Source organism: Clostridium sp. Marseille-P2415, assembly GCF_900155545.1.
In the GTDB taxonomy this organism is placed as follows: Bacteria; Bacillota; Clostridia; order Lachnospirales; family Lachnospiraceae; genus Lacrimispora.
Genome location: NZ_LT732526.1, coordinates 3467799 through 3484211, shown reverse-complemented (window position 1 = coordinate 3484211; position 16413 = coordinate 3467799). Strand labels below are relative to the sequence as shown.

Below are 16413 nucleotides of genomic sequence, written 5' to 3'. Positions count from 1 at the left end.
GGATGAATCAACGTTTGAAAGTAATTTTAGAGCATATGGAATCGGACAGACTGGAAGGACTGATAATCAGCAAAGGGTCGGATATCAAGTATCTGACCGGATTTACCGGGGAATATGGAACGTCGGTTCTTCTGGTAACAGGTAAAGCGTGTTATTTTGTTACGGATAACCGCTTTACCTGTCAGGCGGTGCAAGAGACAGAGGGGCTGGAAGTGCTGGCTTACGGCAGCGGTTCGAGTTATTTTAAACAGATAGGGACCCTGATCAAAGAGAATGGAATAAAGGTATGCGGAATTTATGGTAAGGATCTTTCTTATGCGGATTGTATGGATGTAAAAAATTTAAACCCGACGGCTGAATTCATTGAAGCAAACCCATACATAGAAGAAATGCGGGCAGTCAAAACCCCGGAGGAGATAGAAACGATCCAGAATGCCTGCAATATTTCGGTGCGGTCTTTTTATGCACTTTTGGATGTCATAAAACCGGGAGTTACGGAAATTGATATTGCCAATGAATTGGAGTATCAGTTCCGCAGCAGAGGCGGTTCTGGTTTCTGCTTTGCCACAATTGTTGCTTCCGGACCGGATAATGGTGCCAATTGCCATGCAACAGCTTCCATGCGCAGGATACAGCAGGGAGACTTTGTGACAATTGATTTTGGAACCTATTATAATGATTACTGTTCCGATATTACGCGTACAGTGGCGATCGGAAAAGCAGGGAATCCCGAGCTATATAAAATGTTTGAAGTTGTAAAGCAGGCGAAAGATGCAGGCGAAAAGAGACTGAAGCCAGGGCTTGCCATGAGTGAGCTGAGCAAAATCATCACCGGTTTTATAGAAGCAAACGGTTATAAGATTCCTCATGGCCCAGGACATAGTTTTGGTCTGGATATTCATGAAGTGCCTTATATTTCAGCAGAGAACAGTTATCAGCTTCAGGCAGGTGTGATTCATACGATTGAACCTGGAATTTATATCCCAGGTGTTGGAGGCGTCCGGCAGGAAGATGATTATTTGATTACTGATACAGGTTACAGACGTTTGACCCATATCACAGATGATTTGATTGTGCTGTAATTTGTGGGATAAAACGGAGCAGAATAAGAATGTATTTGATGCGGCAGGGCCAATTGTGTGATTGGCCCTTCCAGTTGTCATACAGCGGATATTATTGTAAAATAGGAAAGTATTCATTCATATAGAATGCCAAAGGTATTCTTATATTGGAAATATATTTAAGAGAGAGAGTTTATGAATAAAATCGAGGACATTGAGAAGATTGGAGAAAGAATCAGGGATTTGCGAAAGCGAAGATCGATGACTATACAGCAGTTGGCACAGTATACAAGCCTGTCTATAGGTCACTTAAGTAATATTGAAAGGAACCAGACCAGTCCGACATTACGGGATCTGAATACAATTTGCACCGCTATGGATGTATCCCTGATGGACATAATCAATACAAATGAAGAAGAAAAATTATTTATGCCTAAAGAGGAGCAGACTGTCAGAGATTACCCGGAATTAAAGCAGCAGGTCAGGATGTTTGATTTTGGCAGGCACAGTGATTTTTATGAATATATAATTTATTATGCAGGGAAATGTCAGATTGTTGAAAATGTGCATACATTTCCTGAAATGTGCACTGTTTTGAAGGGAGAGCTTCATATTACTACGGATGGCAACACTTATGTTCTTCAAGAGGGCGATGCGCTTTATATTAAGGCAAGAAGTCCGCATATCGTAGTGAATAAAGGGAAAGAAGACTGTGTTACATTCTGGCATCATCAGAAGAAAATAAGAAATTAGGAAATAATGTAACAGTTGATTTTGTTTATTCAATAAATTTTAGTATATAACCTATCACCTCTCGGCCCATATACTTTTGGCCCTCCTATGGCAGTCGCCCCCATTAATATGGTCAGAAGAGTGGTGGAATATGCTTTAACTGAGATCCCAAAGGAAAAAATCAGCCTTGGAATTCCCAATTATGGATACGACTGGCCGCTGCCTTATGAAAGAGGAGTAACAAGGGCCGAAACCATCAGCAACCTGGAAGCAGTCCAGATTGCCATTGAGCATGGAGCGGAGATCCAGTTTGATGAAGTCGCCATGTCTCCTTTCTTCCATTATTGGCAGTATGGAATCCAGCATGAGGTATGGTTTGAGGATGCGAGAAGCTACAGGGCTAAGTTTGATTTGATCCGGGAATTTGGACTGACCGGTGCCGGCTATTGGCAGCTTATGCAGTTCTTCCGGGCCAACTGGCTGCTGTTAGAGGATATGTTTGAGATAAAGAAAATTGGAGACTGATTCCCATTATGGGGATACCGGCAGGCTGACTGCGGGTATCCCCCGTTCTTTGCCGCCTGGGTAAGCCAAAAATGATTGACATGCAAATGATATATTGCTATAATCCCTATTAACATACTTGAATAGTCTGCTATAAGAAAAAAGGGCAAATAACCGGAACTGCTTTCGCTTTTACGGCAGTTTTACGTCTTATTTAAGGAGTGCGTATGACATTACAGGAAAAAAATAAAGAACTTAAGACCTATCTTTCTCAGCTGGAGAGCGTTGCCGTTGCCTTTTCATCGGGCGTCGACTCCACATTCCTGCTGAAAACCGCTCACAATGTTCTGGGAGACCGGGTCATTGCCGTTACCGCCCGCTCCTGTTCCTTTCCTGAGAGGGAATTAAGGGAGGCGGTGGAATTTTGCAGGGAGGAAGGAATCCGGCATTTTATTGTGGACAGCGAAGAACTGGATATAGAGGGCTTTAGCAGTAATCCGAAGAACCGCTGCTACTTATGTAAGCATGAACTGTTTGAGAAAGTTTCCGACATAGCGGCTGAAAATGGTATTGCTCAGATTGCGGAAGGTTCCAATGTAGATGACAATGGCGATTACCGCCCTGGCTTAAAAGCCGTGGCAGAATTAAATATACGAAGTCCGCTGCGGTATGCCGGGCTGACCAAGGCAGATATCAGAGAGCTTTCCAGGCAGATGGGATTAAAAACCTGGGATAAACAGTCCTTTGCCTGTTTATCCAGCCGTTTTGTCTATGGGGAGACCATTACAAGAGAAAAGCTGTCCATGGTCGACCGGGCGGAGCAGCAGCTGCTGGATATGGGATTTAAGCAGGTACGGGTCCGCATTCATGGAACCATAGCCCGGATTGAAGTGCTGCCTTCCCAGCTATGCGAACTGGCGGCGGAGCCAAAAAGACAGGAAATACTGGCTGCGTTTCATCAGCTGGGCTTCTCTTATGTGACGGCCGATTTGGATGGTTACCGCATGGGAAGCATGAATTTAACGCTTCAGGAGGAAACAAGCCAGGTCTGACCGCTCAGAAAAATAAAGATATTTTTTATTTATTTGAGTTGACAACTGCAGATTACGGTGCTATTATACCAACAAAACCAGTAGGTTAATTAGGTTGAAGGAGGGAATACAGAATGGCAAAAGAGATGAACACAATGATGCTCTGTAAGTGTATGTGTATGGACATGGCAATGTCCATGATGTGTTGTGCTCATTTTTATGTCTGTGCTCCCAGCTTCTCTTATAACCGAAAGCTATCATTGTACCACTGATTTCACGCACAGCGCGTAATCTCAAAAATGGTAGATCAAGAGCGGGGGCCTTACGGCTGCCCGCTTTTTTAGAGGAGGAATGAATGTGATTCAACTGGAGAATATCTCAAAGACTTTCGGAACAGGTCCTTATGAGGTAAATGCAATTCAGAATGTATCGTTGTCCATCGGAAGAGGTGAGATATTTGGCATCATCGGTTTTTCAGGAGCGGGTAAATCGACTCTGGTCCGGTGCATCAACCTGCTGGAGACTCCCACAAGCGGCAGGGTAACCGTGGATGGACAGGAGCTTACAGCGTTATCCCAAAAAGAACTGCGGACCGCCAGAAAGCGTATCGGCATGATCTTCCAGCACTTTAATCTGATGCGCTCCCGCACTGTGTTTGGAAATGTGGCATTTCCTCTTAAGGGCAGCGGCTTGTCTAAGCAGGAAACGGCTGAAAAAGTAAGGGAGCTGCTGAAGCTGGTAGACATTGCAGAGAAAGAAAATGCCTATCCGGGCCAGTTATCCGGCGGTCAGAAGCAGCGGGTCGCCATCGCGCGGGCACTGGCCAACGATCCGAAAGTGCTTTTATGCGATGAGGCCACCAGTGCACTGGATCCCCAGACTACAAAGTCAATTTTACAGCTTCTCCAAAAGCTGAACAAACAGCTGGGGATCACGGTTGTCGTCATTACCCATGAAATGGCGGTTATCAAGGAGATCTGCGGACGTGTTGCTGTCATGGAAAAGGGGCAGGTCGTAGAGCAGGGGGAGGTATTTTCCATCTTTGCAAGTCCCAGAGAACCGGTGACCCGGGACTTCATTCGTACGACTTCAAATCTGCAGAAGATTGAAGGGCTGCTGGCGGAGGATTCCCCGGTTACGAGACTGAAGCCCGGCGAAATGGTCGTCCGGCTGACCTATGTGCAGAAAAATGTATCGGAGCCGTTGATTTCTACGGTATCCAGGAAATTCGACATCGACTTGAACATCATTTTTTCCGATATTGAAATTGTCCAGGATGCGCCCATAGGCGGCACCGTAGCTATCCTGAGCGGAGAGCGGGGACAAATGACAGAGGCAATGGATTATCTGATTGAAAAAAATGTAGGAGTGGAGGTGATTGCAGATGCAGGAGCTGCTTCATAATATCATACCCAATGTGATGGGAAAGCTGCCTGCTTTTTATGAGGCCATCGGAGATACGCTTATCATGGCACTCTGGTCCGGATCCATCTCGTTTGTATTGGGCCTGGTTCTTGGAGTGATCATCACCGTAACAAGGCCTTCCGGCATTTTGGAAAACAGAGGTGTCTATCAGGTCCTGGATAAGATCATCAATTTCTTCCGCTCCATCCCTTTTATTATCCTGTTAACCGGAGTGATGCCGTTATCAAGGCTGATCATGGGAACAGCCATCGGCGTTGAGGGGGCGATTGTTCCACTGGTATTCGGCACGGTTCCCTTTTTTGCCCGTCAGATCGAAAGCGCACTGGCTGAAATCGACCATGGTCTGATCGAAGCGGCGCTGTCAATGGGCTCCGGTCCCTTAGAGATTATATTCCGGGTTTACTTACGGGAGAGTATCGCAGGAATCGCCCGCAGTACCACCATCACGGCCATAAGCCTGCTGGGGCTCACTGCAATGGCAGGTGTGGTCGGAGCAGGAGGTCTGGGGGATTTTGCCATTCGGTACGGCCATGACCGCAATCAGACGGATGTGACTTATGTTACCGTACTGGCTCTGGTACTGATGGTCAGCATCATTCAAATCATCGGTAATCAGGTGGTAAAGAAGAATACCCATTAATGGGATGAGAAAAAGGAGGATGTGGAATGGAATTGCAAAGAAGAAAAATCGTGATTATCGGCGCCGGTCATGTGGGATCCCATGCGGGATACGCACTGATCTCCCAGGGACTTGCCGAGGAGATTGTTTACATAGATACGGACGGGAAAAAAGCAGCGGCCCAGGCCATGGATTTATTTGATGCCACGGTTTATCTGCCGAAGCGGTCCATTGTCCGGGCAGGAAGCTATGATGACGCGGGAGATGCCGATCTACTCATTGTGGCTGCCGGTCCGCTGCCGGATATGAGCAAGGGGCAGACACGGATGGATACGCTGCGGCAGACCATTGAGATCATAAAGGAGGTGGCAGAGCACATCCGTGCTTCCGGTTTCGGCGGAATCATCCTGAATATTTCCAATCCCGCTGATGTAGTCACCCATTATATCCAGTACGCTTTGGAATATCCGCCCGAAAAGATTTTTTCTACCAGCACCACGCTGGACAGTGCAAGGCTTAAGAGAGCGCTGTCAGAGGCTGCCGGAATTGACCAGAAATCGATTCAGGCATATGCCCTGGGCGAGCATGGAGAAAGCCAGATGGTTCCCTGGTCTGCCGTTACCATTGGAGGAAAGCCTTTGAATCAACTGATGGCGGAACAGCCCGATACCTACGGAAAACTGGACCTGGAAGCCATTGCAGCGGAAGGGCGGGCCGGAGGCTGGCATATATTGGCCGGAAAAGGCTCCACGGAATTCGGTATCGGAGCGGCCATTGCTGAGGTGGTACGTGCCGTATTTGGTGATGAAAACCGCATTCTGCCGGTTTCCACGCTGCTTACCGGACAGTATGGGCAGACCGGTGTCTACGCCAGTGTACCGGCGATTTTGAACCGCCATGGGGTAGCCGGTGTGATCGAGTTGTCTTTAACCGAAGCAGAACAGGAGCAGTTTTATGAGTCTTGCCGGACGATGAAAGAAAATTATCAGCTGGCACTCACCCTATAACAAAAAATAAAAACAAAAATTGGAGGAATCGATTATGAAAATCAAAAAACTTATTGCCTTTTTCCTATCCGCATCTACACTTGCCCTGGCCCTTACGGCCTGCGGTGCAGGGGCGGATAAAAGCGGTGGTTCACAAAGCAGTGCGTCCGCTGAGACAGCGTCTCAAACAGCATCTCAAACAGCCGGGGCCGCAACGGAAGCCGCAAAACCGGTTACCGTAAAGCTGGGCGTGGTGGGCAGCATTTATGAGGATCTGTGGGCGCCTGCTAAGGAAGCATTAAAGAATGAGGGAATTACTCTTGAAATTGTTCAGTTTTCCGATTATGTCACCCCCAACAACGCCCTGGCCAACGGAGAAATCGATTTGAATGCATTCCAGCACCGTATTTATCTGGAAAGTGAGATCGAAAACTATGGTTACAAGATTGAAAATATCGGAAATACCTTTATCATCCCTCTGAACCTCTACTCCGGTAAAATAACTTCCGTGGAAGAGATAAAGGACGGGGATACCATTGCCATTCCAAACGATGTGACCAACGGCGGCCGTGCGTTAAAAGTGCTGGAAGCTGCCGGCCTGATCAAAATAAAGCAGGAGGCAGGCTTTAATCCCACGGTGGATGATATTGAAACCTATCATACAGAGATCAGGATCGAAGAGCTGGCTTCCAATACCATTCCGTCTGCTCTGGCTGATGTGACTGCCGGGATCGTTAACGGCAATTATGCCCTGGATTTCGGTCTGAAAACAGAAGAGGCCATATTCAAAGACACCAGTCTTGATGAAGAAAAATACTGGAACCTGATCGCAGCCCGCAGTGAGGACCTGTCTGATCCGGAAAAGGCGGCTTTGTACCAGAAGATTGTAAAGGCCTTCCAGTCTCCGGAGACCGAGAAGGTGTTTAACGATACCTATGGCGGCTATTTTATCAAGGCAGGCTGGGATCAGGATATGTTTACCAAATAAAGCCGGGGCCTATATAACAGGAGGAGAACAAGATGCAAAAATTATCTGATCGGACAGCGGCCTTTACGGATTCTGTCATCCGCCGCATGACGCGGATTTCCAACCAATACGGTGCAGTGAACCTGTCACAGGGCTTTCCTGACTTTGAGCCGCCGAAAGAGATACTGGACCGGATGAAAGAGGTGGCCTATGAAGATTTCCATCAATATTCCATTACCTGGGGTGCCGAAAATTTCCGGGAAGCACTGGCAGCCAAGCAGTCTGAGCTTATGGGCCGTGAAATCGATCCGGGCAGCGAGATCGTAGTTACCTGCGGCAGTACGGAAGCCATGATGGCGGCTATGATGACGGTGGCAAATCCCGGAGATAAGGTAATCGTATTCTCTCCATTTTACGAAAACTATGGTGCAGATACCATACTCTCAGGTGCAGAACCCATTTATGTACCTCTTCATCCGCCTGCATTTGATTTTGACCCGGCTGAACTGGAAGCAGCTTTTCGGCAGCATCCAAAGGCGTTGGTCCTCTGTAACCCATCCAATCCCTGCGGAAAGGTATTTACGCAGGAGGAGTTAAGCTATATTACCGGTCTGGCAAAAAAATATGATGTGTATGTGATCACCGATGAGGTGTATGAACATATCGTCTATGCACCGCACCGCCATATTTATTTCGCCTCTCTTCCTGATATGTGGGAGCGGACCATATCCTGCAGCTCTTTATCTAAAACTTATTCCATTACGGGTTGGCGCCTTGGCTATATCATCGCACCCCCGGAAATCGTGAATGTTGCAAGAAAAGTCCATGATTTTCTTACTGTAGGGGCAGCTGCGCCCCTTCAGGAGGCCGTTATTCCCGGACTTCGCTTCGGAAAGGATTACTATGACGGCCTGCTTGCAAAATATACCCATAAGCGGGACCTGTTTTTGAAAGGTCTCGATGACATCGGACTGGTCCATACGGTGCCGGAGGGAGCTTACTATGTCATGATGGATATCTCTGAGTTCCATTATGAAAGTGATCTGGAATTTTGTGAGGCTTTAGCCAGGGATGTGGGCGTGGGTGCGGTGCCCGGATCCAGTTTTTTTAAGGAGCCTGTAAACCATCTGATCCGTTTCCATTTTGCCAAACGGGATGAGACCCTTTATGAAGCTTTGAACCGTTTGGAGCGGATTCGAAAGAAAATACCTGTACGTTGAGTGTTTCCATAGGGTGGCACGGTGGATTGTGCGCTTTTCTCGAAGCCCAGGATAAGATCCATGAATATATGAAAGAAAACCCGGAGGAAATTCTGGAAATCGCTGCAAAAGAGACAGAGCTTGGCATTGATGCCGCGAAGGAAATGTTCCCGATGTATGATTTTAATACGGAAATTACAGAACACGATATCGAATCAATGGAGAAAACCGAGCAGTTTATGAAAGAGAATGGGATGATCGAAAACGATGTAAAGTATAAAGTTTCCGTTCTGCTTGACGAAAAGAGGCACACCTTCCGAAAATGAAAGGTGTGCCTTTTTACTGGCAAAAGAACCGGGTCCGTTTCAAAAAATCCGTTGCATTTCCTCCGATTTTCTGTTATATTGTTTTGTTAAACGATTAGTAAAGAGGATTTCAGGATGTTTTTATATCAGATTGTGGATGAACATATACGGATTCTTGGATGCCGGGGATATGACGGTACCATAAGAATTCCGGAGAAAATCGGGAACCGGCCGGTGAGCGAACTGGCGGCCTATGCATTCTCCGGCGGATGGGGCAGGGACGAAATGCTTGCATCAGCCGGCAGCAGCATACGCCTGTGTGATGAAGAGGGCAATCCCGTCGCAGCCGAAGAAAAGGATATGCCGCCGGTGATAAGCTGCGGGCGGCTGAAAGATTTATATTTGCCGGATACCGTTAAAAAAATAGGGAACTATGCATTCTATAATTGTTATGAGCTGACTCATTTGGAGTGTTTCAGCTCAATTTCCGATATGGGTTCCGGACTTTTTACCGGATGCTCCGGAATCCGTTTTTTAGATATTCATATTGTGGATGAGAAGCGTTCCTGTATGAAGGAAATGTTATCCGAATTGCGTCAGGAACTTTATGTAAACTATTACAGCAGCAGGGGAAATGCGAGGCTCGTTTTTCCCGAGATGTTTGAGGAATCTGTGGAACACACGCCTGCCCGGATCATTATCCGGGAAATGCATGGCTGCGGCCACATGTACCGCTACTGTTTTGACCGGACGGAGTTTCAGTTCCATAAATACGATGCTTTGTTTCCCCATATCCTGGTACAGGAGCCGGAGCGCGTGGTTGCAGCTCTGGTCCTGGGAAGGCTTTTTACCCCGGTGAGTCTTTTAAAGCAGGACCGGAATATATACGAATCCTATTTAAAGGAGCACATGGCCGGAGCTGCGAAGCTGGCTCTTGGAGAACCGGATCCGTCTCTTTTTCTCTGGCTGGCCAGACAGTATGGACATAACCGGGATGATTTCGATGGGATGGTCGAGATGGCGGGAAAGGCGGATAAGCCAGAGCTGTTAAGCATTCTTATGGAACTGCGGCGCCGGCGTTTTCCTGCAAGGAAACGGACGTTTTCCCTGTAGTATGAGCCTTTTCGGACGGGCAGAATAAGAAGGAGGTTGGGAGAAATGATTGATCCGGTGAAACAAAGGCAGCTTGATGAACTGGCTGAGGTAGAAATCTGCCACGACATCCTGACCAATGCCCGCAATGAGCTGTATATAAACTTCCGGTACCTGGATGTAGCCTTGAGCAGCTTTGGATTTGCGGCCGACCGGGCCGGCCGGGGGGTGGGAACGGACGGATTTGTAATTTATTACCGGCCGGAGCATTTGTTTTCCATATATAAGAGGAGCCGGACTCTGGTGAACCGGGCCTTTCTGCACATGCTGTTTCACTGCCTGTTCTGCCATATGAACTCCAGAGGAAGGCGGGCAAGGGAATACTGGGACTTATCCTGTGATATTGCCGTAGAATCCATACTGGATGGATTCTATGTAAAGTCCGTCTACCGGCATCAGCCGGCCTTCCGCAGGGAAGTATACGGGCAGCTTGGAGAAAAGCTTAAGGTCTTTACGGCAGAGGGGATATACAAAACTCTCCAGGATATGAATTTAACCGCAGACCGGTACCAACGAATGGCAGCAGAATTCTATGTGGACAGCCATGACCGCTGGGAACAGGACGAAGACCCTGGAATCCCTGTGGAGCGCCAGAATAAATGGCAGGACATCCGGGAGAAAATGCAGACGGAAATGGAATCCTTTGGGGAAAAGGATGATAAATCCTCAAAAAATCTTTTGGAACAGGTGAAGGCAGAAAACAGGGAAAGATACGATTACAGGAAATTTTTGCGGAGGTTTGCGGTCCTTAGGGAAGAACCGGAAATTGATCCGGATTCCTTTGATTATGTCTTCTATACTTACGGCATGTCCCTTTATAAGAACATGCCTCTGATCGAACCTATGGAAACAAAGGAGGTTTTTAAGATCGAGGACTTTGTCATCGTGATCGATACCTCCATGTCCGTTTCCGGGGATCTGGTGCGGACTTTCCTTCAGGAAACCTATGGCGTCCTCAGGGAGTCAGAGAGTTATTTCCGGAAGATCAATATCCATATCATCCAGTGCGACGAAGAGATCCGGTCTGATGTGACCGTTACAAGCAGGGAAGAGATGGAGGAATACATGGAGCATTTTACCATGTCCGGATTCGGGGGCACCGATTTCCGGCCGGCCTTTGAATATGTGAACGGGCTTCTAAACAAAGGGGCCTTTAAAAAGCTTCGGGGGCTTTTGTATTTTACCGATGGAAAAGGGATTTATCCGGTGAAAATGCCGGCCTATGATACGGTCTTTGTCTTTATGGAAGGCCAGTATGAGGATATTTCTGTTCCGGGCTGGGCCATGAAGGTGGTACTGACTGAGGAAGATTTAGAAGTTCGATGACAGGAGATTCAAAAATGAATATAAAACGAGCAAAAGAAGAAATTAAGAATACCATTGAAGCTTATCTGTTAAAGGATGCGTACGGTGCTTACGAGATACCGGCAATCCGGCAAAGACCCTTATTTCTCATGGGACCTCCCGGGGTCGGAAAGACCCAGATCATGGAACAGGTGGCAAGAGAGTGTAACGTCGGGCTGGTAGCGTATACCATAACCCATCACACCCGCCAGAGCGCTGTGGGACTCCCATTTATCACGGAAAAGGAATATGGAGGAAAAACTTACAGCGTAACAGAATATACCATGAGCGAGATCGTAGCCTCTATTTACGATAAAATCGAAAGCACCGGCCTTACGGAAGGAATCCTTTTTATTGATGAAATAAACTGTGTTTCCGAAACCCTGGCACCGACCATGCTGCAGTTTCTTCAGTATAAGACCTTTGGAAACCACAGGATCCCGGATGGCTGGGTCATCGTTACTGCCGGAAATCCGCCGGAATATAATAAATCGGTCCGGGATTTTGATGTGGTGACATTAGACCGGATCAAGCTGATTCATGTGGAGCCGGACTATGAGGTGTGGAAGGCTTATGCTTATGAGCATGCTCTGCATCCGGCTGTCATATCCTATTTGAATACCAGGACTGAAAATTTCTGCCGGATCGAGACAACTGTGGATGGCAGGTTTTTTGCCACACCCCGCGGCTGGGAGGACCTATCCAGATTTATCCAGATCTACGAGCGGCTGGGCAAAAAGGCAGATCGGGATGTGGTGGCCGAGTACATTCAGTTTCCGAAGATTGCCAGGGATTTCGCCAATTATCTGGAGCTATACTATAAATACCGGGATGATTATCAAATCGATGAAATCCTGTCCGGTACCATTCGGGAAAGCTTGTGCAACAAGCTGAAACGCGGGGCTTTTGATGAAAAACTTAACGTCATCGGTCTTATTTTATCAAAACTGGGACAGAATTTCCGTGCGGTATCCGATCAGGGAGACAGAACCGGCCTTTTGATGGGAGAACTGAAAAAAATAAGTCCGGAGACAGAAAACCCGGCTTCCGGCTCCATGGCAGACCGGCTGGCTTCTTTAAGGGACCGGTGGAAAAAGGAATGTGACAGCAGACGGGAAGCAGGCCTTTTAGATAGAAGAGAGGATTATTTACGCTGGGATGTAGAAGCACTTCTGCTTCAATATGAAGAAACCCTCCGGAAGGAAGACGTTGTGGATACGGAAGCAGCCTGGGAGCGGATACGCCAGTTGTTTGGTGAGGAAAGTGCCCGGTATGACGAAATTTTGTCAGAGGGAGGAAAAGCCCTGGAGCACGCCTTTGATTTCATGGAAGCTGCTTTTTCCGACGGTCAGGAAATGGTGGTATTCATAACGGAATTAAATACCGGATATTACAGTGTTAAATTTTTAAAGGAATATGACTGTGAAAGGTATTATCAATATAATGAACGGCTTTTATTTAAAGACCGGGAGGACGAAATAAAAACCAGAATATATAGTTTGGGAAAATAATGTATAAAAACCAGATGGCCACCCCATAATAAAGAAAGAAAAGGAGGTAGTGCCATGGGAAATAAAGCATTAGACTACACAGCTCTGACCATAGCCATCATAGGCGCGGTAAACTGGGGGCTGGTAGGTTTCTTCAATTTCAATCTGGTGTCATTTATTTTCGGCAGCATGACATGGATTTCAAGGATCGTGTATGCGCTGGTAGGAATTTGCGGGTTGTACCTGCTCACCTTTTATGGTCGTTCAGAAGTCACTACGGAAAAATAGTAAATGATTTAACAGGGGGCGTTGCAGCATGGCCGGAAAACCTTGGTCATGGAGCAATGCCCTTCATCCATTTAAACGAAGGATATGGAGGAACCGGCTGGAACTGGGAAACAAAATTTTCAAAGTTTTACAGTAAAATAAGGTTTCTATTATTTTTCATGATATCCTCAATAGGACGGCTTCATACAGCCTAATTTTTTTAATGCATGGAGGATTATGAATGGAAGCACAAATGCAGTTTGAAACCTATCTACGGAAGGAAAATTTATCGGAGAATACGATTTTTACTTATGTATGGACGGTAAATTATTATTTTTCTCATTATGATGAAATAAACAAAGAAAACTTATTGGCTTATAAAGGCTACCTGATGGAATGCTATAAGCCGAAAACGGTAAATCTGCGTGTCCAGGCAATAAATAAATATCTGCTTTTTTTGAATGAAGAGCGTTTACAATTAAAAAATATTAAAATCCAGCAAAAAAATTTTTTAGAAAATGTCATAAGCAATGCTGATTATAAATATTTAAAAAAGCGTCTGAAGCAAGATGGAAATATGACATGGTATTTTATCGTATGGTATCTGGCTGCTACGGGGGCACGGGTCAGTGAGCTGATTCAGATTAAGGTGGAGCATGTGGAAATGGGATATTTAGACCTTTACTCCAAAGGGGGCAAGCTCCGGCGGCTCTACATTCCCGGAAAATTAAGAGAAGAAACCCTGGAATGGCTGAAGGAAGCAAATATTTTTTCCGGGTATTTGTTTTTAAACCGTTTCGGAGAACGTATCACTACAAGAGGGATCGGGCAGCAGCTAAAAAATTATGCGGAAAAATACGGAATTGATCCGAAGGTTGTTTATCCCCATTCTTTCCGGCACCGGTATGCCAAAAATTTTCTGGATAAATACAACGATATTGCATTGCTGGCCGATTTAATGGGGCACGAAAGCATTGAGACCACGCGTATTTATTTAAGAAGGACGGCAACGGAGCAGCGGAATCTTATTGACAGGATCATAACATGGTAAAAGAAGGCGCAGCATCATGACAAAGCCTGGTCATGATGCTGCGCCTTTTTTAATAAAAAATGCCTGCCATACCTCCAATTACCGATAAACGTGGAGTATGACAAGCTTTATATGTTCTTATAATGTGTATTATAGGAACATAGGAACTTTAATTTATACACAGTTCCAGCCTTATAAATGCTTGATTTACATTCTGTTTTTAATATCGTCAGTAAGAATTATTTAATAAGTGTTTTTTTAAAATTTATTTTTTATTTTCCTGTAAGAATCTGCCTTTCATGCTTTCATAATAGCTTGTTGTAATACACATTCTGGGAAGATTTGTAAATAAGTTATTTTTTTAACAATATTTGGTTCGCAAAAGACAAGGAGGTGATGCGAATGTTATCTTTGGGAAGGAATCCAGGCGAGTATCTTGTCATTAATGGGGATATCGTCATTCAGGTAGTCTCCGCAGACGGGGACCTACGGCTCGCCATTGACGCTCCAAAAGAAATCTCCATTGTGAGAGGCGAGATTTATGAACAGCGCCATCCCATGCCCCATTGCTTAAAGCGTCTGAGGGAAAAGAGTATGAGATGGTGAGATGACACATGATTTCAGCTTATCATTCAGGGCCCGAATGAGGAGTTTGGAATAGATAAAAAAACAGGGGGAAAAGGAAGTCCCCGTCATAAACCAAGGAGGAAATTTTATGAGAATCCAACACAATATTGCAGCTTTAAACTCTTACAGAAATTTATCAAGCAACAACAGCACCGTATCCAAGAGCTTAGAGAAGCTGTCTTCCGGTTACCGGATTAACCGCGCCGGAGATGATGCAGCAGGACTTGCTATTTCAGAAAAGATGAGAGCACAGATTACAGGACTTGAGACTGCTGAGAAAAATGCCAATGACGGTATTTCTCTGATCCAGACCGCAGAAGGTGCTTTGACAGAGGTTCATTCCATGTTAAACCGTATGGTCGAGCTGTCAGACCAGTCTGCTAACGGTACTTATCAGGATGAGGTTGACCGTGAGAATCTGCAGAAGGAGGTTTCATCTTTAACAGATGAAATTAACCGTATTTCTGAAGGAACTAATTTCAATGGCATTAAGCTGCTGGATGGTTCTCTTGGCTCTTCTTCAAGTGCAAATGTTGCGGTTGATGTGAAGTATGGCGCTTTAGCGAACAAACCGGATGTACTTACATTAAAGCAGGCAGAGAAGACTAATTCAGCCTTTGATATTGATTCAACAAAGCTTACAGCTGGTAAAACGTATAGTTTTGATGTGACATATAGTGATGCCAGTGGCAGCCTGCAGAGCAAGAACGTAAGCTTTACAGCAGCTGGTGCCAGTGCGGGTGATAACGATGCTGTTCTTAAAAAAGCACTTCAGGATGCATTTGGCTCAGATGTTTCCGTATCCACTACTGCCGGTGATAAATTCAAAATAGAGGCGAATAAAGCGGGTTCAGATAACAAGCTGGAAATTTATAAAGTCGACGTAAAGGATGATGCCGGTGCTTCCGTAACCGGTGCAATTGCTGGCAATTCCTTGAAAAATACTGCAGGTACCGATGCATATTATCAGATGGATACACAGAAATTGCTGGGTTATACCGGAGCAGCGGGAACGGATGCATCCGACCATGTTTTTGAGATTAACGGTCAGAAGTTTGCTTTTGCGACAGCTGATGGAGCGAAAAAGCTGGATGCTGATGTAAATTATATTACCGTAGCTGATGCTGCCGGAAAACCTGATGCTACAGAAGTTGCCAGTATGGTATCTATGGTTAACAATAAGACCGGCATTGGAGCAGAGGTTGATGCAACTACAAATACAAGCATTAATTTAAAAGCAGGAAAATCCACTTCAGCCAAGGGAAGTGGCTTAACTCTTCAAATTGGTGATACAGCTGAAAAGTTTAATCAGTTAACAGTAAACGTTGGAGATATGAGTGCAACAGCACTTGGAATTTCCGGAATTGATATCTCTACACAGGCTGGCGCCAAATCTGCGGTTGATAAGGTTAAATCCGCAATTAATTCCGTATCCTCTACCCGCGGTGACTTAGGTGCTCTTCAGAACCGTCTGGAGCACACAATCAATAACTTAAGCGTGACCTCAGAGAATATGACAGCTGCAGAGAGCCGGATCCGCGATGTTGATATGGCAAAGGAAATGATGTCCTATACAAAGAACAACATCCTTGTTCAGTCTTCTCAGGCAATGCTTGCTCAGGCAAACCAGATTCCTCAGGGCGTTCTTCAGTTATTACAGTAATCAAATTTTTA

Annotated in this window: 17 protein-coding genes; all 17 read left to right on the top strand. The window is 45.8% G+C overall.

Annotation, left to right across the window (positions count from 1 at the left end):
• Window positions 1-2: 2 nt before the first annotated feature.
• The 17 genes from BQ9856_RS20905 to BQ9856_RS20825 all read left to right on the top strand — a co-directional run bounded on the left by BQ9856_RS20905 (window position 3) and on the right by BQ9856_RS20825 (window position 16402).
• Complete coding sequence (locus BQ9856_RS20905; protein ID WP_159442052.1) at window positions 3-1082, top strand: M24 family metallopeptidase; 1080 nt, start codon at window positions 3-5, stop codon at window positions 1080-1082.
• 174 nt (window positions 1083-1256) lie between these two features.
• The gene (locus BQ9856_RS20900) at window positions 1257-1814 is read left to right on the top strand and encodes a helix-turn-helix domain-containing protein (RefSeq protein WP_077612730.1); all 558 of its coding nucleotides are present in this window, start codon (window positions 1257-1259) and stop codon (window positions 1812-1814) included.
• 108 nt (window positions 1815-1922) lie between these two features.
• The gene (locus BQ9856_RS20895) at window positions 1923-2318 is read left to right on the top strand and encodes a glycosyl hydrolase family 18 protein (protein ID WP_442855553.1); all 396 of its coding nucleotides are present in this window, start codon (window positions 1923-1925) and stop codon (window positions 2316-2318) included.
• A 206-nt stretch (window positions 2319-2524) separates the two neighbouring features.
• On the top strand, window positions 2525-3349 hold the full coding sequence (gene larE / locus BQ9856_RS20890) for an ATP-dependent sacrificial sulfur transferase LarE (protein ID WP_077612729.1): 825 nt from the start codon (window positions 2525-2527) through the stop codon (window positions 3347-3349).
• A 336-nt stretch (window positions 3350-3685) separates the two neighbouring features.
• A complete protein-coding gene (locus tag BQ9856_RS20885) occupies window positions 3686-4732 on the top strand; it encodes a methionine ABC transporter ATP-binding protein (protein WP_077613483.1) in 1047 nt (348 codons plus the stop codon).
• Window positions 4713-5393, top strand: coding sequence for a methionine ABC transporter permease (locus BQ9856_RS20880; RefSeq protein ID WP_077612728.1), 681 nt, complete (start codon window positions 4713-4715; stop codon window positions 5391-5393). Before BQ9856_RS20885 ends, BQ9856_RS20880 begins: the two co-directional genes overlap by 20 nt.
• A 26-nt stretch (window positions 5394-5419) precedes the next feature.
• Window positions 5420-6379 (top strand): L-lactate dehydrogenase, encoded by a 960-nt coding sequence (locus BQ9856_RS20875; RefSeq protein WP_077612727.1) that lies wholly within the window; start codon window positions 5420-5422, stop codon window positions 6377-6379.
• Window positions 6380-6413: 34 nt separating this feature from the next.
• Window positions 6414-7346: a MetQ/NlpA family ABC transporter substrate-binding protein gene (locus BQ9856_RS20870; protein ID WP_077612726.1), complete on the top strand. Its 933-nt coding sequence runs from the start codon at window positions 6414-6416 to the stop codon at window positions 7344-7346.
• Between the two features lie 32 nt (window positions 7347-7378).
• Complete coding sequence (locus tag BQ9856_RS20865) at window positions 7379-8545, top strand: pyridoxal phosphate-dependent aminotransferase (protein WP_077612725.1); 1167 nt, start codon at window positions 7379-7381, stop codon at window positions 8543-8545.
• A 68-nt stretch (window positions 8546-8613) separates the two neighbouring features.
• The gene (locus BQ9856_RS20860; protein ID WP_235839275.1) at window positions 8614-8850 is read left to right on the top strand and encodes a hypothetical protein; all 237 of its coding nucleotides are present in this window, start codon (window positions 8614-8616) and stop codon (window positions 8848-8850) included.
• A gap of 114 nt (window positions 8851-8964) precedes the next feature.
• Window positions 8965-9942, top strand: a complete 978-nt coding sequence (locus BQ9856_RS20855; protein WP_077612724.1) for a leucine-rich repeat protein — start codon at window positions 8965-8967, stop codon at window positions 9940-9942.
• Window positions 9943-9987: 45 nt separating this feature from the next.
• Complete coding sequence (locus BQ9856_RS20850) at window positions 9988-11307, top strand: vWA domain-containing protein (RefSeq protein ID WP_077612723.1); 1320 nt, start codon at window positions 9988-9990, stop codon at window positions 11305-11307.
• 14 nt (window positions 11308-11321) lie between these two features.
• Window positions 11322-12836, top strand: a complete 1515-nt coding sequence (locus BQ9856_RS20845; RefSeq protein WP_077612722.1) for an ATP-binding protein — start codon at window positions 11322-11324, stop codon at window positions 12834-12836.
• A gap of 54 nt (window positions 12837-12890) precedes the next feature.
• Complete coding sequence (locus tag BQ9856_RS20840; protein ID WP_077612721.1) at window positions 12891-13103, top strand: DUF378 domain-containing protein; 213 nt, start codon at window positions 12891-12893, stop codon at window positions 13101-13103.
• Window positions 13104-13323: 220 nt separating this feature from the next.
• The gene (locus BQ9856_RS20835; protein WP_077612720.1) at window positions 13324-14133 is read left to right on the top strand and encodes a tyrosine-type recombinase/integrase; all 810 of its coding nucleotides are present in this window, start codon (window positions 13324-13326) and stop codon (window positions 14131-14133) included.
• Between the two features lie 381 nt (window positions 14134-14514).
• Complete coding sequence (locus BQ9856_RS20830; protein ID WP_077612719.1) at window positions 14515-14718, top strand: carbon storage regulator; 204 nt, start codon at window positions 14515-14517, stop codon at window positions 14716-14718.
• A gap of 109 nt (window positions 14719-14827) precedes the next feature.
• Entirely contained in the window at window positions 14828-16402 is a 1575-nt protein-coding gene (locus BQ9856_RS20825; protein WP_077612718.1) for a flagellin N-terminal helical domain-containing protein, read from the top strand.
• The last annotated feature ends 11 nt before the right edge of the window (window positions 16403-16413 follow it).